Source organism: Mucilaginibacter sp. Mucisp73 (assembly GCF_059491465.1).
In genome coordinates this window covers 528,649-549,705 of the sequence record NZ_CP168507.1, presented here as the reverse complement: position 1 = coordinate 549,705, position 21,057 = coordinate 528,649, and the positions used below count along the sequence as shown (strand labels likewise).

Below are 21,057 nucleotides of genomic sequence, written 5' to 3'. Positions count from 1 at the left end.
CGAACGTAGAACAGAGATGTTTTACCTTTGTTTTAACAATTTTAAAAAAAGTTATAAAAAAAGCCTCCCGGAAACCGGGAGGCTCAATAAAATATTTAAACAATTGAAAATTAAGCTTCCAACTCTTCTGCTTTCGAAGCCATCAGGCGGTCAAATTCTTCCTGTGAGCCTACACGGATATTTTCATACTCGCGTAAACCGGTACCTGAAGGTATTAAGTGACCTACAATAACGTTTTCTTTCAGGCCAAGCATATTATCTTTTTTACCTGCGATAGCTGCTTCGTTCAGTACTTTGGTAGTTTCCTGGAACGACGCTGCCGAGATAAACGACTTGGTACCCAATGATGCCCTGGTGATACCTTGCAGTATCGGACTTGACGTTGCAGGGATTGCGTCACGTACCTCAACCAATTTAAGGTCGCGGCGTTTCAATACCGAGTTTTCATCGCGTAAGCGGCGTAATGAAACTATCTGACCAGCTTTCAATGTAGTTGAATCGCCTGGATCAACAACAACTTTCTTGTCATAAATCTCATCGTTCTCGTTCATAAAATCCCAGCCGTCAACAGCTTCACGTTCTAAGAAACGGGTATCGCCCGCGTCTTCGATCTGAACTTTCTGCATCATCTGGTGAACGATAACCTCAAAGTGCTTATCATTGATCTTCACACCCTGTAAGCGGTAAACTTCCTGGATACCATTAACAAGGTACTCTTGTACTGCGGCAGGGCCTTTGATAGCAAGGATATCTGAAGGTGAAATTGAACCGTCAGACAATGGCATACCGGCTTTAACAAAGTCATTATCCTGTACAAGGATGTGTTTTGAAAGCGGTACAAGGTATTTTTTAACCTGGCCGTCCTTCGACTCGATGGTGATTTCGCGATTACCACGTTTAACACCACCTAAAGTTACCACACCATCAATTTCAGTCACTACAGCAGGGTTTGAAGGGTTACGTGCTTCAAATAACTCGGTTACACGTGGTAAACCACCTGTAATATCTCGCGTTTTACCGGTTGAACGTGGGATTTTAGCAATAACCTGACCAGTTTGTAGCCTATCGCCTTCATCAACAGCGATGTGTGCACCTACCGGAATGTTGTATCCTTTAATGATGTTACCTTTATTATCTGTGATCTGGATAGCAGGGTTTTTTGTTTTATCCCTGGTATCGATGATCACTTTTTCGCGGTGACCGGTTTGTTCGTCACTTTCTTCCCGGAAAGTGATGCCTTCCAATACAGCGTCAAACTGAGCAATACCCGCAAATTCAGAGATAATTACTGCGTTGTACGGATCCCATGAACAGATACGGTCGCCTTTGGTGATCTTGCTGCCATCTTTTACATACAGGTATGAACCGTATGGAATATTATTAGTAACAATTACTTTATTGCTTCCGGCTTCGATAATACGGAACTCGCCCGAACGGCCTAATACCACATCAACAGCGCCGTCTTCGGCAGTTTCATAAGTAACGGTACGTACGTTCTCAAACTCAATGATACCATCAAACTTAGCGTTGATCTGAGATTCAGCAGCGATGTTTGACGCGGTACCACCCACGTGGAATGTACGAAGTGTTAACTGTGTACCCGGCTCACCGATTGACTGTGCAGCAATTACACCAACAGCCTCGCCTTTTTGCACGCGTTTACCGCTTGCAAGGTTACGGCCGTAGCACAATGCACATACACCACGTTTGCTTTCGCAGGTTAATACCGAACGGATCTCGATACCTTCTAACGGAGAATTCTCGATCTTTTTAGCTACCTCTTCGGTAATGTCCTGGCCAGCTACTGCTAACAGTTCGTTAGTGATAGGGTCATGAACATCATGTAAAGTGGTACGACCTAAAATACGATCATATAATGGCTCAACAATGTCCTCGTTATCTTTCAGTGCAGTTGTGTAGATACCTCTTAAAGTACCGCAATCAACCTCACCAACAATCATATCCTGGGCAACGTCATGCAACCTACGTGTTAAGTAACCAGCATCCGCTGTTTTCAACGCCGTATCCGCCAAACCTTTACGGGCACCGTGGGTAGAGATGAAGTACTCCAATACCGACAAACCTTCTTTAAAGTTTGAAAGGATCGGGTTTTCGATGATCTCACCACCTGAACCTGATTTTTGAGGTTTCGCCATCAAACCACGCATACCTGCAAGCTGACGGATCTGCTCTTTAGAACCACGGGCACCTGAGTCAAGCATCATGTAAACAGAGTTGAAGCCCTGGTTATCGTTGCTCAGGATGTCCATCACGTTAGCAGTTAAGCGGTTGTTGATACGTGTCCAGATATCGATGATCTGGTTGTAGCGCTCGTTGTTGGTAATGAAACCCATGTTATAGTTGTTCATCACCTCGTCAACCTGTTTAGAAGCAGTATCAATCAGGGTTACTTTTTCTGCAGGGATATTGATATCCTTCAGGTTAAATGATAAACCACCCTGGAACGCCATTTTAAATCCTAATTCCTTAATATCGTCAAGGAACTGGGCAGCACGCGCCATACCGGTGATTTTTACTACTTCACCAATGATATCACGAAGTGATTTTTTGGTAAGCAGTTCATTGATATAACCTACCTCGGTTGGTACATGCTGGTTAAACAACACACGGCCTACAGTGGTATCAATAATTTTGTTTACGATTTTGCCATCGCGCTCTTTAACTAAAGCTTTAACTTTAATAAACGCATGCAGATCAAGTTTTTTCTCGTTATAAGCGATAATTACTTCTTCTGCAGAGTAAAAAGTTAAACCTTGTCCTTTAACCACACGTGTTTCATCAGTTTTACGGCCTTTGGTTATGTAGTACAAACCAAGCACCATGTCCTGAGATGGTACAGTAATAGGCGTACCATTAGCAGGGTTAAGGATGTTGTGCGAAGCAAGCATCAGGATTTGGGCTTCCAAAATTGCCGCGTTACCAAGTGGTACGTGAACGGCCATCTGGTCACCGTCAAAATCCGCGTTGAATGCTGTACAGGTTAATGGGTGCAATTGGATCGCTTTACCTTCAACCAGTTTTGGCTGGAACGACTGGATACCTAACCTGTGCAGCGTAGGCGCACGGTTTAGTAATACAGGGTGTCCCTTCAATACGTTTTCCAAAATATCCCAAACTAATGGGTCTTTACGGTCAACAATTTTTTTGGCAGATTTTACTGTTTTAACCACACCACGCTCAATCATTTTACGGATGATAAATGGTTTAAACAGCTCGGCAGCCATATCTTTTGGTAAACCGCACTCGTGTAATTTAAGGTTAGGACCTACAACAATTACCGAACGGGCAGAGTAATCCACACGTTTACCTAATAAGTTTTGACGGAAACGGCCTTGCTTACCTTTCAGGATGTCTGAAAGTGATTTTAAAGCACGGTTACCTTCAGTTTTTACCGCGTTAACTTTACGTGAGTTATCGAATAACGAATCCACAGCTTCCTGCAACATACGTTTTTCGTTACGTAAAATCACCTCTGGTGCTTTAATCTCAATCAAACGTTTTAAACGATTGTTACGGATAATAACACGACGGTAAAGGTCGTTCAAATCTGAAGTAGCGAAACGGCCACCTTCCAGTGGTACCAACGGACGCAGCTCAGGCGGGATAACCGGAACAATCTTAACGATCATCCACTCAGGGTTATTCTCGATCCTGGTTTTTGCATCACGGAAAGCTTCAACAACCTGCAAGCGTTTTAATGCTTCGTTTTTACGTTGCTGAGAAGTTTCGTTGGCTGCCTGGTGACGCAGGCTGAATGATAATTCATCAAGGTCAAGGCGTTTTAATAACTCTTCCAAAGCCTCGGCACCCATTTTGGCAACAAATTTCTGAGGATCTTTGTCGTCAAGGTACTGGTTTTCCTTTGGAAGGGTATCCAATACGTCAAGGTATTCTTCTTCAGTAAGGAAATCCATTTTATTGATTCCGTCTGCTTCTTTAATACCCGGTTGGATAACTACGTAACGCTCGTAGTATATAATAAGGTCGAGCCTTTTTGTAGGCAAGCCTAATAAATAACCAATTTTGTTTGGCAATGAGCGGAAGTACCAGATGTGTGCAACAGGCACCACCAGGTTGATGTGGCCCATACGCTCACGACGCACTTTCTTTTCGGTTACTTCAACACCGCAACGGTCGCACACGATACCTTTGTAACGGATACGTTTGTATTTACCGCAATGGCACTCATAATCCTTAACCGGACCAAAAATACGCTCGCAGAACAAACCATCACGCTCAGGTTTGTAAGTACGGTAGTTAATGGTTTCCGGCTTTAAAACTTCACCGCTTGAACGCTCAAGGATAGACTCTGGAGAGGCTAAACTGATGGTAATGGTGGTAAAGTTACTTTTGATTTTATTATCCTTTTTGTAAGACATATCTCTTTTTTTGTAGGTTAAAGGTGAAAGGCGAAGGGCGAAAGGTTTTCCTTTTCTGCCGATTCCTTCTCCTGTTATCTAATGACTTTTAAAGGGTGAAAGGCAAGGGAAATAACCTTTTACCTTTCACCTTTATCCTTTTACCTTATTCTAAGGTGATATCCAAACCTAAGCCGCGTAACTCGTGAACCAATACGTTGAATGATTCAGGAACTGATGGCGTTGGCAGGTTTTCACCTTTAACAATAGCCTCATATGTTTTGGCACGGCCGATAACATCATCCGATTTAACGGTTAATATCTCCTGCAGAATGTTTGATGCACCAAATGCTTCCAGTGCCCAAACCTCCATCTCACCAAAACGCTGACCGCCGAATTGTGCTTTACCACCTAATGGTTGCTGAGTGATCAATGAGTACGGACCGATTGAACGGGCGTGCATCTTATCATCAACCATGTGACCTAATTTCAGCATGTAGATAATACCTACAGTAGTTTGCTGATCAAAACGATCACCTGTTAAACCATTGTATAAATAAGTACGGCCTGATTCAGGTAAGTTGGCTTTCTTAATCCACTCTTCCACTTCTTCGTGGCTTGCACCGTCGAAGATTGGAGTAGCAAATTTAACACCAAGCTCTTTACCGGCCCAGCCTAATACGGTTTCATAGATCTGGCCCAAGTTCATACGTGAAGGTACACCCAGTGGGTTCAACACAATATCAACCGGTGTTCCGTCTTCAAGGAAAGGCATGTCTTCGTCACGTACAATACGTGCAACGATACCTTTGTTACCGTGACGACCCGCCATTTTATCACCTACTTTAAGCTTACGCTTTTTAGCGATATAAACTTTAGCCATTTGCACGATGCCTGATGGAAGCTCATCACCCACACTGATAGCGAATTTATCACGACGGTAAGCACCCAACTCTTCATTGTACTTAATGTTGAAGTTATGAAGAAGGATCTTGATCTGATCGTTTTTATCGTCATCAGTAGTCCATTTAGTTGGGTTAATGTTATCGTAATTAAGCTCAACTAATATTTTTTGAGTGAATTTAACACCTTTAGGAACCTGTAACTCTTTATAAACGTTATAAACACCTTGCGAAGTTTTACCGTTAACAATCTCAAATAACTTGTCGATCAAGGTATTTTTCAGATCTTTTACAGCTTTATCATGCTTGTTATCCAATTTCTCTAACTGTGCTTTTTCTTCAGCTTTTGAAGTCTTTTTAGCGCGAGAGAATAATTTGGTATCGATAACAACGCCGGCAATTGACGGCGGGGTTTTCAATGAAGCATCTTTAACGTCGCCGGCTTTATCACCGAAGATAGCGCGTAACAGTTTTTCTTCCGGTGATGGGTCTGATTCACCTTTAGGGGTGATCTTACCAATCAGGATGTCGCCTTCTTTAACCTCGGCGCCTACACGGATGATACCGTCTTCATCAAGGTCTTTAGTAGCTTCTTCTGATACGTTAGGGATATCTGGTGTTAACTCTTCCTCACCACGTTTAGTATCACGAACTTCAAGCTCGAACTCTTCAACGTGGATTGAAGTAAAGATATCTTGTGAAACAACACGCTCAGAGATTACAATCGCATCCTCAAAGTTATATCCCTGCCAAGGCATGAACGCTACTTTAAGGTTACGGCCCAATGCAAGCTCGCCATTCTGAGTAGCGTAACCTTCGCAAAGTACTTCACCTTTTTCAACCCTCTGGCCTTTTTTAACAATAGGCTTAAGGTTCATGGTGGTGCTTTGGTTGGTTTTCTTAAACTTGGTTAAGCGGTAGCTTTTGCTATCTCCTTCAAACGAGATCAAACGATCAAGTTCGTTACGGTCATATTTAATACGGATTTCGTTAGCATCAACGTACTCAACCACACCATCGCCTTCGGCGTTGATCAAGGTACGGGAGTCTTTTGCAACACGACCTTCCAAACCAGTACCAACAATTGGCGCTTCAGGGCGCAACAATGGTACGGCCTGGCGTTGCATGTTTGAACCCATCAATGCACGGTTGGCATCATCATGCTCTAAGAACGGAATCAGCGAAGCCGCAATTGAAGTAATCTGGTTTGGAGCGATGTCCATCAAATCCAGACGCTCCGGCTCGATAACCGGGAAGTCACCCTCGAAACGTGCTTTTACACGTGGCAATTCAAACTCACCTTTGTCATCATATACCGCGTTTGCCTGGCCAATAGTTTTACCGTCTTCATCTTCAGCAGATAAATAGATAACCGGCTCATCAACCATAACTTTACCTTCAACTACACGTTTGTACGGAGTTTCGATAAAGCCTAAGTTGTTGATCTTGGCGTGTACGCATAGTGATGAAATCAAACCAATGTTCGGGCCTTCGGGAGTTTCGATAGTACACAACCTACCGTAGTGGGTGTAGTGAACGTCACGAACCTCGAAACCTGCACGCTCACGCGACAGACCGCCGGGGCCTAAGGCTGACAGACGACGCTTGTGCGTGATCTCTGCCAGTGGATTGGTTTGGTCCATAAACTGTGATAACTGATTTGTTCCGAAGAACGAGTTGATCACAGATGATAATGTACGTGCATTGATCAGGTCGGTTGGGGTGAACACCTCGTTATCACGAATGTTCATACGCTCACGAATGGTACGGGCCATACGTGCCAAACCTACACCAAACTGAGCATAAAGCTGCTCACCAACGGTACGTACACGACGGTTTGATAAGTGATCGATATCATCCACCTCAGCTTTTGAGTTGATTAATTTGATCAGGTATTTAACAATCGCGATAATATCCTGCTTGGTTAAAACCTTAGTTTCTTCCGAAGTGCTCAATTTTAATTTACGGTTGATGCGGTACCGGCCCACATCACCCAGGTCATATCTTTTATCTGAAAAGAATAAACGATCGATGATACCACGAGCTGTTTCTTCATCAGGTGGTTCAGCGTTACGTAACTGGCGGTAGATATGTTCAACCGCTTCCTTCTCAGAGTTGGAAGTATCTTTCTGTAAGGTATTGTATATAATAGTATAATCACCGCTGGTTGAAGCATCTTCCTTGTTAAGGATGATGGTTTTAACACCAGAGTCGATGATCATATCAATATGGTCGTCTTCCAGTAAGGTTTCACGCTCAAGGATGATCTCATTACGAGGGATAGAAACTACCTCACCGGTATCTTCATCCACAAAGTCTTCGATCCATGTTTTAAGTACCCTTGCAGCAAGCTTACGGCCAATATATTTCTTAAGGCCTGATTTGCTTACTTTAACCTCGTCGGCCAGTTCAAACAGCTCTAATATATCTTTATCAGAGTCATAACCAATGGCACGAAGTAACGTAGTAACCGGGAATTTCTTTTTACGGTCAATGTAAGCATACATTACGTTGTTAACGTCTGTAGCAAACTCAATCCATGAACCTTTGAAAGGAATAACACGGGCCGAGTATAATTTTGTACCGTTGGTGTGGCGGCTCTGACCAAAGAACACACCTGGCGAACGGTGTAACTGTGATACAATTACACGCTCGGCACCATTAATAACAAATGTACCTTTTGGCGTCATGTATGGGATAGTACCCAGGTACACGTCCTGTACAATTGTTTCAAAATCTTCGTGCTCCTCATCATTACATGACAGGCGAAGCTTGGCTTTTAATGGTACGCTGTAAGTTAATCCGCGTTCGATACACTCTTGTATATCATAACGGGGCGGATCAATAAAGTAGTCAAGAAACTCCAGGACAAAGATGTTTCTTGAATCTGAAATAGGAAAGTTTTCGGCAAACACTTTAAACAGCCCTTCTTTATAACGGTTGTCGGAAGTGGTTTCCAATTGAAAAAATTCCTGGAAAGATTGTAACTGAACATCCAGAAAATCAGGGTAATCAAGTACCTTTCTACTGGTTGCAAAGTTTACTCTTTGATTATTATTGTTTGCCAAGGTATTTAAATTTTAGTTATTAATTTTTGTAGATGTGAGACTTGAGACATGAGATCTGAGATATGAAATAGCGATTTGAAAAATCTCAAATCTCATATCTAATATCTCACATCTAATTCAAAACCTTTATAAACAGCAATAGACCCCGACCGTTTATGGTCGGAGTCTTGATGCTATATTTTAGTAGGTTAAATTACTTAACCTCAACTACTGCTCCGGCTTCTTCTAATTGTTTTTTCAAAGATTCAGCTTCTTCTTTAGTTACACCAGTTTTAAGTTCCTTTGGTGCACCGTCAACAAGATCTTTAGCTTCTTTCAAACCAAGGCCAGTTAAGTCTTTTACTAATTTAACAACTGCTAATTTAGCGCCACCAGCTTCTTTCAGGATAACGTCAAATGCAGTTTGCTCAGCAGCAGCTGGAGCAGCATCGCCACCGTCAGCAGCAGGAGCAGCAACTGCTACAGCAGCAGCAGCAGGCTCAATACCATACTCATCTTTTAATATTTGAGCTAATTCGTTTACTTCTTTTACTGTTAAGTTTACCAACTGTTCAGCAAACGCTTTTAAATCCGCCATTTTATTTAAATTTTTACTTTTAATGCTTTTTGTTTGTTATTGTCGAACTTTTGTGAGGCGTTCGTTAACCTCTTTCTTGTAATGTTTTTACAAGGCCTGCAATTGTAGTTCCGCCTGATTGTAGTGCAGAAAGTACGTTTTTGGCAGGTGATTGTAGTAAGCCAACTATCTCGCCGATCAGTTGTTCTTTTGATTTCAGTTTGGTTAAAGTATCTAACTGGTTATCACCGATAAATACCGCCGAATCAATATAAGCTGCTTTTAAAATTGGTTTTTCACCTGTTTTCCTTAATTGTTTGATCAACTTTGCCGGAGCAGTTGCTGACTTTGAGAAAAGGATTGATGATGAACCTTTTAATACATCATATATAGGGCTGAAATCGCCGCCTGCAGCTTCCATAGCTTTTTTGATCAAGCTATTTTTGGTTACTTGCATCGTAATGTCGTTTTCGAAACATTTACGGCGGATGTTGTTGATCTTGGCTACAGTTAAATCAGAGGTATCAGTGATATAAAAATTACCATACTCTTTGATTTGCTCAGTTAGGGCTACAACAAGGTCGTATTTTTCTTCTTTATTCATGATTAGATCCCCGCTACTGATTTAGTTTCAACTGTAATTCCAGGCGACATAGTTGAAGAGATATGAATGCTCTTGAAATATGTTCCTTTTGCTGCAGAAGGTTTTAATTTAGAGATTGTTTGCAATACTTCTAATGCATTCTCATAAATTTTATCTGCAGAGAAAGATGCTTTTCCTATTGAAGTGTGGATGATACCGGTTTTGTCAACCTTGAAATCGATTTTACCACCTTTTACCTCAGTTACAGCTTTACCAACTTCTGGGGTAACTGTACCTGATTTAGGGTTTGGCATAAGGTTACGCGGGCCTAAAATACGACCTAAACGACCTACCTTCGCCATAACACTTGGCATAGTAATGATAATATCAACATCAGTCCATCCGCCTTCAATCTTGGCAATATAATCATCCAAACCTACGTAATCTGCACCTGCATCTTTAGCTTCTTGTTCCTTATCTGGAGTACAAAGCACTAATACACGTACAGTTTTACCGGTTCCATGAGGTAATGTTGCAATACCACGTACCATTTGATTGGCTTTACGCGGGTCAACACCTAAACGAACGTCTATATCAACTGATGAATCAAATTTAGTAAGGGTTAATTCCTTTACCAATGCAGATGCATCCTGTAATGTGTACGATTTGTTTGCCTCAATTTTGGAGAGTGCCACTTTTTGATTTTTTGTTAATCTTGCCACTGTCTTTAAACTGATTTGTATAAATTAATTAATTCCAGGGAGCTGTACCTGATACGGTAATTCCCATGCTGCGGGCAGTACCTGCCACCATTTTCATGGCCGATTCAACTGTGAATGCATTCAAGTCAACCATTTTATCTTTTGCTATAGTCTCAACCTGCTCCCAGTTAACACTGGCAACTTTTTTACGGTTAGGCTCAGCAGAACCACTCTTTAAACCGGTAGCTTCCAATAACTGGATAGCAACGGGAGGGGTTTTGATGATAAATTCGAATGATTTGTCAACATAAACAGTAATCAAAACAGGCAATACTTTTCCAGCTTTGTCCTGGGTGCGTGCATTAAATTGTTTGCAAAACTCCATGATGTTCACACCTTTTGCACCCAATGCAGGGCCAATTGGTGGTGATGGGTTTGCGGCGCCGCCTTTAACTTGCAGCTTAACCATTGCACCGATCTCTTTTGCCATTTTAATTTACTTTAATTATAAACTCAATGTTAGTAAGTGGAAGCTAAGTAACATTTAAGATTTTTAGATTTGAGTATTGAGATGTGAGATATGAGACTCCCAAGCTAAATACCCGCTTCTTTTTTATATTATTAATTATTCAAGATCGATATAAGAAAAGGGAAACTCTCAAATCTCATATCTAACATCCCAAATCTATTCTTTCTCTACCTGCATGTAATTCAATTCAAGCGGCGTACGGCGCCCGAATATCTTTACCATTACTTTCAGTTTCTTTTTCTCTTCGTTAACCTCTTCAATAACGCCGCTGAAACCGTTGAAAGGTCCGTCCATAACTTTAACGGCCTCACCAACATAATAAGGTACATTCATGGTTTCGCCCTGTGTGCTCATCTCGTCAACCTTACCTAAAATCCGGTTAACTTCTGACTGGCGAAGCGGTATAGCGTTTCCGGCTTTATCGCCCAGAAAACCTATAACACTGTTTATATTTTTAATGATGTGTTCAGTTTCGCCATCTAAAACGGCTTCCATAAGCACATAGCCCGGAAAGTAGTTACGCTCTTTCGCGATCTTCTTTCCATCACGCATCTGGTAATACTTCTCGGTAGGTATTAATACCTGTGGTACCAAATGACTAATGCCCAAACGGCTAATTTCGGCATCTATGTATTGTTTAACTTTCTTTTCCTTACCACTAATAGCCCTAACTACATACCATTTCAATTGATCACTCATCTCCGTCTCCCCTGATATTATGTTAGTGATGTGTAAAACAGTTTAAGCAAATAATTAATGATCTGGTCCATACCTAAGATAACCAGCGCAATAATTATAGCGGCAACCAATACCAAAACAGCGCTGCTCTGAAGCTCGCGCCATGTAGGCCAGGTAACCTTTTCGGTTAACTCGATGTATGACTCTTTAATATATTCAGCTACGCCTGCCATTTTTATATTGTGCTTAAGCACGGGAACAAGGATTCGAACCCTGATCAAAGGTTTTGGAGACCTCTATTCTACCGTTGAACTATTCCCGTGTGTTATTTATAATAAGAAAACATAAGTTTGCCGTTAAAGGCTAAACTTATGTTTTCAAATTAACCTTTTTATTGAAATATTATTATTTCAAGATTTCAGTTACCTGACCAGCACCTACGGTACGACCACCTTCACGGATAGCGAAACGTAAGCCTTTTTCCATTGCGATAGCGTTGATCAGTTTTACAGTGATTGTAACGTTATCACCTGGCATAACCATTTCTACACCTGGTTCTAATGAAATCTCACCAGTAACGTCAGTGGTACGGAAATAGAATTGCGGGCGGTATTTGTTGAAGAATGGAGTGTGACGGCCACCTTCTGCTTTTGATAATACGTAAACTTCTGCTTTGAAATCGGTGTGAGGAGTTACTGAACCTGGTTTGCAGATAACCATACCACGACGGATATCAGTTTTCTCAATACCACGTAACAATAAACCTACGTTGTCACCAGCTTCACCACGGTCAAGGATTTTGCGGAACATCTCAACACCAGTTACGGTTGATTTCAAGTTCTCAGCACCCATACCCAGGATATCAACAGGCTCACCAGAGTTGATTACACCACGCTCAATACGACCGGTAGCAACAGTACCACGACCAGTGATTGAGAACACGTCTTCAACAGGCATCAAGAAAGGAAGATCTGTCAAACGTGGAGGGATTGGGATGTAGCTATCTACAGCATCCATCAATTCCATGATTTTACCAACCCAGGTAGGATCGCCGTTAAGGCCACCTAATGCAGAACCCTGGATAACTGGAATATCATCACCTGGGAATTCGTAGAACGATAATAATTCACGAACTTCCATTTCTACTAACTCTAATAATTCCGGATCATCAACCATGTCAACTTTGTTCATGAAAACAACAAGTGCAGGTACACCTACCTGACGAGCTAACAGGATGTGCTCACGAGTTTGTGGCATCGGACCATCAGTTGCAGCAACTACGATGATTGCACCGTCCATTTGCGCAGCACCAGTAACCATGTTTTTCACATAATCCGCGTGACCTGGACAGTCAACGTGTGCATAGTGACGGTTAGCTGTTGAATATTCAACGTGGGCAGTGTTGATGGTAATACCACGTTCTTTTTCTTCAGGAGCCGAGTCAATTGAATCAAATGAACGAGCTTCTGATAAACCTGCATCAGCCAAAACTTTAGTAATAGCTGCGGTAAGGGTTGTTTTACCGTGGTCAACGTGACCGATTGTACCGATGTTTAAGTGCGGCTTACTGCGGTCAAACTTTTCTTTTGCCATGATCTATAAATTATTTTTGTAGGTTAATTTTAACTTTAATGTATGTTTTATAACACCGAGCCAACAACGGGATTTGAACCCGTGACCTCTTCCTTACCAAGGAAGTGCTCTACCACTGAGCTACGTCGGCTTATTTTTTGTTCATTGGTTCACTCGTTTATTAGTTCATTGATCTTTGCAGCTGCCACCAATGAACAAGTGAACTAACCGACTAATGAACCAACCGAGCGGAAGACGAGGTTCGAACTCGCGACCTATAGCTTGGAAGGCTATCGCTCTACCAACTGAGCTACTTCCGCTTATTCAGCTTTCGGTTTGCAGTTTTCAATTAGCAGCTTAACCGCTCAATGACACCCATTCCTCAAACCCTTTTAATCAAGTTAGCAGTTTATAGTTCGGTTAACAAAACTGCTAACTGCGAACTACAAACTGCTTACTTAATAAGTGGGGGGAGAAGGATTCGAACCTTCGTAGCCGAAGCAACGGATTTACAGTCCGTCCCATTTGACCGCTCTGGTATCCCCCCGGTAGTTGTTTCCGGATTTGCGATATCCAAAATTGAAGCTAAATACCTCAATCCGAAAAAAACTGAGCCTCCTATCGGGATCGAACCAATGACCTACTGATTACAAGTCAGTTGCTCTACCAGCTGAGCTAAGGAGGCTTATATTTATTTTGCCTTTACATTATCTAAACGCTGTGTTGCTTTCGATAACGGAGCGCAAAAGTAATAAGCTTTTTGATATTTTAAAGAACTATTTTAACTTTTTTTCGAGGCGTTAAATACCTCCCCGAAAGGGACTGCAAATCTACAAAAAATAACGCCACGTCAAAATTTTTTATCAAAAAAAATCGGCAGGCTAAAAACCTGCCGATTTACGCTTAAAACAAGCCTTTTTATAATATTAAAAACCCTCCTCAACTGCCGTTAAAACAGCTTTTTTTGCTGTAGCATCAGCAAGGGCCTTCTTTTGTTTATGCTTTTCAATTTGCTTCCTCAGGCTTTCAACCGCCAGGTCGGTAGCTTCCTCAAAACTCTTACACTTCTCTTTTGCAAATATTTGATTTCCGGGTAGCAATAATTTGATCTCCGTTATCTTATTACATTCATCTTCCACATTCTCAAGCTTTAAGTAAACTTCACCGCTAATAATATGGTCGTAAAACGTATCAAGCTTATCAGCTTTTTTCTGAATAAAATCTAAAAGTTTCCTGTCTGCGGTGAAATGAATTGACTGCACTGTAATTTTCATGTTTCCTCCTTTTTAAGCCTTTGGATGGGCGAGTTTATAAATAGATTTTAGTCTTTCAACTGAATTGTGCGTGTAAATTTGGGTTGCGCTCAGGTTAGCGTGCCCCAAAAGCTCTTTAATCGAATTTAAATCGGCCCCGTTATTTAGCATAGTGGTTGCAAAGGTGTGCCTGAGCACATGTGGGCTCCGTTTATTTTGGGTTGATATGTTAGACAGGTATTTTTGCACTATTAAATAAATCAATTTCGGATAAGCATCGGCTCCTTTATTTGTAACGATTAATGTGAATGAATTGTTATCAAAATTTTGATTTTTCTTTACCTCCAGATATTCGGGCAGCAGGGCCTTCAGCTCATTATTAATAGGGATAATGCGCTCTTTGTTACGCTTACCCAGTACCTTTACCACTCCCCCCTCAAAGCTAATATCCTGTTGCTTAATACCTAACAGTTCGGCAAGGCGTATGCCGGTGCCAAACAACAGCTCAATAACAAGCTTATCGCGCAAGCCTGGAAAATCATTTGTAAAAATGTCATCACTATCTAACATTTTTGTGAGGCGCGTATCTTCAACCACTACGGGCAACGTTTTAGCAACTTTTTGCGACCGTACCCTTGATACCGGGTTGGTTTCAACAACACCTTCCTGCAATAAAAATTTAAAGTATTTGCGCAATGTGGCCATTTTGCGGTTAACCGAACGGCCGGTAAGTTTTTGATCAATAAGCTCTACCATCCAGTTACGGACGTCATGGTAGCTTACCTGCGATGGATGGGTAATAACCGGCTCGGGCGCGGGATCAGCACCGCCGGGATTGTTTAAAAAGCGCATAAACTGATCCAGATCAGACTGATATGCGGAAACAGTATGCACTGAATACCGCTTCTCATACTTGATGTACTGGATAAAACGCTCTAAAAACATAAAAAACTATTTATACATCCGGGATTATGAATGTACAAATAGTTTTAATATAGTGTCAAGAAATTAATTAATTCTTTTCAACAAAAAAGAATTAAACAGTTTCCTGGTTTAAAGTCTGTTTGTAGATAGCATGTTTAACAACATGACGACGGGTTACAGATTTTTTTTCGAAAGCCTGACGACTGCGTAGTTCTCTTAAAACACCTGTTTTTTCGAATTTCTTTTTGAAGCGTTTCAATGCTTTGTCTAATGATTCGCCGTCTTTTACGTTAATAATGATCATAATTCCTAAAATACCTCCTTTCAAGGGAGGGCAAAGATAACCACAATGTTTTGAATATCAAATAGAGAGCGGGAATTATTTTTTAATTTGAAGATTACACCGATGAAGTATGATTGCACCGATGGTATGATGAATTAAAGTACTATATCTTTTAATATAAAAACTACTTATCTAACTTTCTCAACAAACTTTACACTCACATTCTTTTAATAGGACATTTGTAATAAATATATTGTAATATCAATCTAAAAAGAATGAATTTCAACGACTACTTTTTTCATGACGCAGCAGTTTTAAAGGTTATCGAATATCCAGAAACTCAAACATTCGATTTTCATATTAACTACCCTATAAATGGGAAGAGAATATTTTTGAACCTAAGATTATAAGATTTAACAATGTTACTTTGTACCACCACAATGAGATAAGATTTAATGGTCTTCCCACTATACTTAAAGTTGACATTATAAACGAGCATAAAATAGCGTTGATCACCAATTCAGGTGAAAGAATAATTGAATTTGAAACCTGGGTATTGATATAGATAAATCCTCCATAAACAACAAAGGCCGCCAATGGCAGCCTTTGTTGTTCTCATAATCTATAAGCAATAATTATTGTTTATCCCAATATACCCTTGTATTAAGTGCATCCGGACCTTGACGGGCAATTACAGCATTGTAATTGGTTAGGTTAAGGTCATGCTCGGTTTGAGGGTACTGTTGCCTGCGCGGAATTCTTTGGCCCGGGCTCAGTGACCCCGGAACCGGATCAAGCAATTTGGGTAAACCGGTACGGCGATATTCGGCCCATGATTCCCACCCGTCACCAAGGAAGTTAGCTATCCATTTTTGGGTGAGGATCTGGTCTAAAGCAGTACTGGCATTAAACTTTACCGATGCCTGGCCAAGGTAAGTTGCCACATCAGCTGAACTGACGCCATTTTGTTCTAAAGATGCAGTTACGCCTTTATTATAGAAATCAGCGGCGGCGCCATCGCCACCTGGTATCCAGTTAAGATGGGCGGCTTCGGCCTGCATAAACAGTACCTGGGCGTATGAAGTCCACACAGATGGTGAACTGGCGTCAGACAACGCTGTACCTATTAGGGAAATATTACCCGGAGCATCTCTTGTACCTGCGCTATAATTACCCAAGGCATCGCCATAAGTGCCATAAGGCAATCCAACAATGGTGTTAGATGCAGTTGGAGCAGCATAAACGGCAAGCCGTGGATCATTAAGCCCTTTCAGCGTAGTTACCAGTAATGAGCTAACAGCATAATCATAACGGTTACGGTAATTAGTAAAATATGGATTCTCGTTAGTTTGTGCGCTGCTATATTTATAGGTAGCATTGTCATCATTTGACGTCATCAGGCCACCTGCAACAGCTTTGGCAAACTCTGCCTTCCCTGTAGCGGGGTCAACTTTCGAAAGCCTTAGCGCCATTATAGCATGTAACGAATTGGCCCAGTGTTTCCAGCGGATATTATTACCATTAAATAAAATATCACCTGTTAACGAGTTGGTAGTACCCAGTTGAGCTTGCGCCTCGTCCAGTTCTTTCATTAATGCGGTATATACATCTTTCTGCGCATCAAAAGCCGGCGAAAAGTTGCTTGCTCCACTCAAAGCCTGGGTATAAGGAATATCCCCCCACCTATCGGTCATGGTTAGATAAATAAACGCCGACAAGATCCTTGCAGAAGCTATCTGATCGTTATTGGTTCCAAATTTGGTGGTTGAAGCCAGATTTTTTTTAACCGGATCACTATTGACACTGATTATTGTTTTCAAATCAAGCAACGGGCCCGTGTAATAGGTTTGATAATCATATTGCTTTAAGGCAAACTGCGATTCGTTGGTATAATATGTTTCCGAAATGTATTGCGAATACAGTTCGCCGGCAAACGAGTTAATATTAGTTGTTGCACCGGCACCATTTATGCCGCCTAAAAACTGCAGCGCACTGGTTAACATATAACCTGTTTGTACGTTAGGTGACTGATTAGGGCTAACATTTATATCGCCGCCGGTTTTACATGACGCCGCGATGAGGATAAATGCCCCTGCTATATATTTAATATATGACTTTTTCATAATTTATGAGAGCTTTTTTTAGAACGTTACCTTAAGGTTAAATCCGATATTGCGGGTGTTTGGCAACTGGCCACCTTCGTAAAACGAAGTTTGTAATTGTGATGGATCAACACCTTTTAATTTAGAGTAGATCATCCATGGGTTTTGCGTCGTGATACCAAAATATGCTGTTTGGAACGGCAACCTTCCCAGCATTTTTTTAGGGAAAGAATAGCCTAAGCTAACCTCACGTAGTTTAACATATGATGCATCAAAAGTGTAGTTTTCCCAGATCTGGCTTAAAACAGATTCGTATAACTGTCGGGTATTAACATAAGTAGTATTTGGGCTGCCATCTTCATGAACACCGGCAAACAATGTACCGCCACCTGCTGATACTGCATCACGTTTTGGATTACCTTTAGCATTCAGGCCAACGGTTTGAATACCTAAACCTGATCCGTTAAGGTTTTGCTGGGTAACTGAAACAAATTTACCGCCTTTTTGAAAGTCGAGTGAGAAGGCAAGTACAAGTCCCTTGTAAGTAAACGAGTTGGTAAAACCACCTGTGTAGCTTGGCAACATGCTGCCCAGATTAACAGTATTGTTCACTATAGGATAGCCATTTTCATCAACAACGATATTTCCTTTTGCATCGCGGGTAAAGCCTGAGCCAATGATCTGGCCATATGAACTGCCGACAACACCGTTGATACCAAAGCTTGGTGAACCCACGAAACCGAATCCCCTTGAACCTGCCGCCTGGTTACCGCCAGATAAGCCGTATCCGCCTAAGCCGTCAGGAGATACCTGCAAGCTGTTGATGCCAGGGTATATAGATACAACTTTATTGCGGTTAAATGAAATGTTGAAATCAGCATTCCAGGTAAAATCTTTTGATTTTATCGGCGTACCGCCAAGGCTTACTTCAATACCGTGGTTTTTGATTTCACCGGCGTTAACTACTGCAGTTGAATAGCCCGAAGTGCCATTTACAGGTAAAGGTAGTATTTGGTCTTTAGCATTACGGGTATAGTAGTTAAAGTCAAACTTAACCCTATCTTTAATAAAATGCAATTCAGTACCTATCTCATATGCTGTTGACAGTGTAGGTTTCAACGCCTGGTTTGGCAATGTATTAGGTACTGTTTGTACCGGAAAGCCACCGTAAGGTGTGGTGCTCAGGTTGTAAGTTTGATAAACCTGGTATGGCTGAGTATCTGAGCCTATTTTGGCTGCTGATAACCTTAACTTACCAAAAGTTAACCAATCGTTTTTTGCCAACAGCTCAGTAAATACAAAAGAGCCCGATAAACCACCGTACCAGTATGAGTTGTTATTAACCGGTAGCGTTGATGAAATATCGTTGCGTGCGTTAAAATCAAGATATAAGAAATCTTTATAGCCAAATGAGGTATAACCGTAGTAACTGTTTACGCGTGACAATGCATTGTAACTGAATGATGAAGGAGCATCAATAGAGTTGCTCAGCGTGTACAGATCAGGCACAGCTAAACCACCATTAGTATTCCCGCTGGTGTAACGATACCTGTCTTGTCTTGTTTCGGCATATAAACCCGCTTTTACAGACAAATCCCTGAAGTTATGACTATATGACAAATTTGCCACATAGTTATTTTCCTTGTAGGTGTATTGGCTTTGTGAATATGAGTCAACGTTGATCGTACCTGAACCTACCTGCGCGTTATCATCACGGTTTAAAAGATCTTCCCGTGCAATTAATGACAATGACAGATCTTTGGTAAACTGGTATGATGCAGTGATGTTACCATAAATACGGTTGCTGTTTGACTTTGAAGTATTAACATAAGCCTCGGTATATGGATTGTCCCAATAGTGTGGCGCCAGGTTGTCAGGGCTTATGATATTCCATGAAGTATAAGTACCATCGGCTCTCCGGTAGTTCTTAAGTTTATCGATCTCGATATCCCTGTGAAACCACTGGCTGAATGAACCTGCCGTTTGAGTTCCGTAACCCTCGGCAGGTACATTATTTGAGTTTATTTGCGAAAAGTTAACATTGGCGCTTACTGTAAATTTCTTGGTTAACTTAAGTTCTCCGTTTAAACCAACATTATTACGCTTTTGATCGCTGTTAGGGGTAATACCGGTACGGTCAATGTTCGTGTATGATACCCTGAAGTTGTAATCATCTGCAGCTTTTGAAAATGCCGCATTGGTATTATAGGTAACCCCGGTGCGGTAAAAATCACGTACGTTATTTGGCTGTGCAACAAATGGCTTTAACTTGCCAAAATCGGGGTTTGACGGATCCCAGAAATACCATGGAGCGTACATTGTACCATCCAGCTTAGGTCCCCAACTTTCGTCAACTCCGTAATCGTAAATTTTCACACCATTAAACTTGGCAAATGAGGCGGGTGAGCCATTAGCAGGATCATAAGTATACGTTTTCCATGTTGTACTGGTACCACCGCCATATTCATTTTGATAGTCTGGCAGTTGATAAACCTTTTCAAATGTGGTTGATTGATTAATGGACACACCAATACCTTTGTTTGCACCTTTTTTAAGCGTGATAACAACCGCGCCTTCAGACGCGCGCTGACCATAAAGTGCAGTAGCAGCAGGGCCTTTCAATACCGAAAGAGATTCGATATCATCATTATTTACCGCATTGGGATCAGTAACAACACCATTTACCACATAAATTGGGTTACCACCCGATAACGAGTTGATACCCCGGATACGGATAGTTGATGTACCAAACTTTGCTCCCGAACCACCTAACACCTGTACGCCTGCAATTTTACCTGCAAGGGCGGTGTTAAGATCAGATTGCTTCGTTACGGTAAGATCATCGCCTTTTACCTGCTGAGCAGCGTAGCCCAGTGATTTTTGCTGCCTTGAGATACCTAACGCGGTTACGATTACCTCGTTAAGTCCACGGGCTGATGCTTCTAAAACTACTTTAAGGTTCGCTGATGCACCAACTGGTACGTCCTGTGTAGCATAGCCAATAAAGCTGAATGTTAAAACTGCATTATTTGGAACGCTGAGTGAAAATTTACCGTCGACGGTGGTTTGGGTACCGGTAGTTGTCCCTTTTATCTTCACCGATACACCCGGCAGAGGAAGGCCGTCCTCCCTGGCTGTTACCGTACCGGTAACAGTGTGATTTTGCGCAAAAAGCTGTGTTACAGCAAATACGAAACTGCACAAAATTAGTAGTAGTCGTTTTTTCATAGAAAAAATTTAGCTAATAGTTAAGGAAGCAAACTTAATAGCCAACGACAAAATAAAACAAATAATGAATGTAATATTTCTTTTACATGAATTTTTTTAACTTCAATGAAGGTTTTAGGAAATAATCAACAAGAAATTACCTTTGCTATCGTTAATACCATATGGCCGTTAGATCCGGCCGGTAATAAGTCAGTTAATATTGTTAATTATAAATTAGGAAAATGCGCGAGGCATTTTCCTAATTTGTTTTATAAGCTATTGTAAATCAAAACACAATAAAATTGACTGTCACGAGAGAT

Annotated in this window: 14 protein-coding genes and 5 tRNA genes; all 19 read right to left on the bottom strand. The window is 41.3% G+C overall.

The features are described from left to right. Positions 1 to 110 precede the first annotated feature (110 nt). Positions 111 to 4,400 (bottom strand): DNA-directed RNA polymerase subunit beta', encoded by a 4,290-nt coding sequence (gene rpoC, locus ACEN82_RS02420; RefSeq protein ID WP_090528664.1) that lies wholly within the window; start codon positions 4,398 to 4,400, stop codon positions 111 to 113. Between the two features lie 145 nt (positions 4,401 to 4,545). Continuing rightward, positions 4,546 to 8,349 (bottom strand): DNA-directed RNA polymerase subunit beta, encoded by a 3,804-nt coding sequence (gene rpoB, locus ACEN82_RS02415; protein ID WP_091213563.1) that lies wholly within the window; start codon positions 8,347 to 8,349, stop codon positions 4,546 to 4,548. A 193-nt stretch (positions 8,350 to 8,542) separates the two neighbouring features. Next, positions 8,543 to 8,926 (bottom strand): 50S ribosomal protein L7/L12, encoded by a 384-nt coding sequence (rplL, locus tag ACEN82_RS02410; protein ID WP_022833154.1) that lies wholly within the window; start codon positions 8,924 to 8,926, stop codon positions 8,543 to 8,545. A gap of 64 nt (positions 8,927 to 8,990) precedes the next feature. Further along, positions 8,991 to 9,509, bottom strand: coding sequence for a 50S ribosomal protein L10 (gene rplJ / locus ACEN82_RS02405; protein WP_090528670.1), 519 nt, complete (start codon positions 9,507 to 9,509; stop codon positions 8,991 to 8,993). Between the two features lie 2 nt (positions 9,510 to 9,511). Then, entirely contained in the window at positions 9,512 to 10,210 is a 699-nt protein-coding gene (gene rplA / locus ACEN82_RS02400) for a 50S ribosomal protein L1 (RefSeq protein WP_090528673.1), read from the bottom strand. A gap of 28 nt (positions 10,211 to 10,238) precedes the next feature. After that, positions 10,239 to 10,679: a 50S ribosomal protein L11 gene (gene rplK / locus ACEN82_RS02395; protein WP_090528676.1), complete on the bottom strand. Its 441-nt coding sequence runs from the start codon at positions 10,677 to 10,679 to the stop codon at positions 10,239 to 10,241. Positions 10,680 to 10,874: 195 nt separating this feature from the next. Further along, positions 10,875 to 11,417, bottom strand: a complete 543-nt coding sequence (gene nusG / locus ACEN82_RS02390) for a transcription termination/antitermination protein NusG (protein ID WP_090528679.1) — start codon at positions 11,415 to 11,417, stop codon at positions 10,875 to 10,877. Positions 11,418 to 11,434: 17 nt separating this feature from the next. Beyond that, the gene (gene secE, locus ACEN82_RS02385; protein WP_090529653.1) at positions 11,435 to 11,629 is read right to left on the bottom strand and encodes a preprotein translocase subunit SecE; all 195 of its coding nucleotides are present in this window, start codon (positions 11,627 to 11,629) and stop codon (positions 11,435 to 11,437) included. An 18-nt stretch (positions 11,630 to 11,647) separates the two neighbouring features. Further along, positions 11,648 to 11,718: transfer RNA gene (locus tag ACEN82_RS02380), tRNA-Trp, on the bottom strand. Between the two features lie 83 nt (positions 11,719 to 11,801). Further along, on the bottom strand, positions 11,802 to 12,989 hold the full coding sequence (gene tuf / locus ACEN82_RS02375; RefSeq protein WP_090528682.1) for an elongation factor Tu: 1,188 nt from the start codon (positions 12,987 to 12,989) through the stop codon (positions 11,802 to 11,804). A gap of 58 nt (positions 12,990 to 13,047) precedes the next feature. Further along, positions 13,048 to 13,119: transfer RNA gene (locus ACEN82_RS02370), tRNA-Thr, on the bottom strand. A 96-nt stretch (positions 13,120 to 13,215) separates the two neighbouring features. Then, positions 13,216 to 13,288: transfer RNA gene (locus ACEN82_RS02365), tRNA-Gly, on the bottom strand. Between the two features lie 146 nt (positions 13,289 to 13,434). Beyond that, positions 13,435 to 13,515 (bottom strand) — tRNA-Tyr (locus ACEN82_RS02360). Positions 13,516 to 13,580: 65 nt separating this feature from the next. Further along, positions 13,581 to 13,653, bottom strand: a tRNA-Thr gene (locus ACEN82_RS02355). A 241-nt stretch (positions 13,654 to 13,894) separates the two neighbouring features. Then, complete coding sequence (gene hpf / locus ACEN82_RS02350; RefSeq protein ID WP_090528685.1) at positions 13,895 to 14,242, bottom strand: ribosome hibernation-promoting factor, HPF/YfiA family; 348 nt, start codon at positions 14,240 to 14,242, stop codon at positions 13,895 to 13,897. 12 nt (positions 14,243 to 14,254) lie between these two features. Beyond that, positions 14,255 to 15,166, bottom strand: coding sequence for a tyrosine-type recombinase/integrase (locus ACEN82_RS02345; protein WP_413320274.1), 912 nt, complete (start codon positions 15,164 to 15,166; stop codon positions 14,255 to 14,257). Between the two features lie 91 nt (positions 15,167 to 15,257). After that, positions 15,258 to 15,449: a 30S ribosomal protein S21 gene (rpsU, locus tag ACEN82_RS02340; RefSeq protein ID WP_090528691.1), complete on the bottom strand. Its 192-nt coding sequence runs from the start codon at positions 15,447 to 15,449 to the stop codon at positions 15,258 to 15,260. Positions 15,450 to 16,063: 614 nt separating this feature from the next. Continuing rightward, complete coding sequence (locus ACEN82_RS02335) at positions 16,064 to 17,551, bottom strand: SusD/RagB family nutrient-binding outer membrane lipoprotein (protein WP_413320276.1); 1,488 nt, start codon at positions 17,549 to 17,551, stop codon at positions 16,064 to 16,066. A gap of 18 nt (positions 17,552 to 17,569) precedes the next feature. Beyond that, positions 17,570 to 20,758 carry a SusC/RagA family TonB-linked outer membrane protein gene (locus tag ACEN82_RS02330; RefSeq protein WP_413320278.1) on the bottom strand — a complete coding sequence of 1,063 codons (3,189 nt, stop codon included), beginning with the start codon at positions 20,756 to 20,758 and terminating at the stop codon, positions 17,570 to 17,572. Between the last annotated feature and the right edge of the window lie 299 nt (positions 20,759 to 21,057).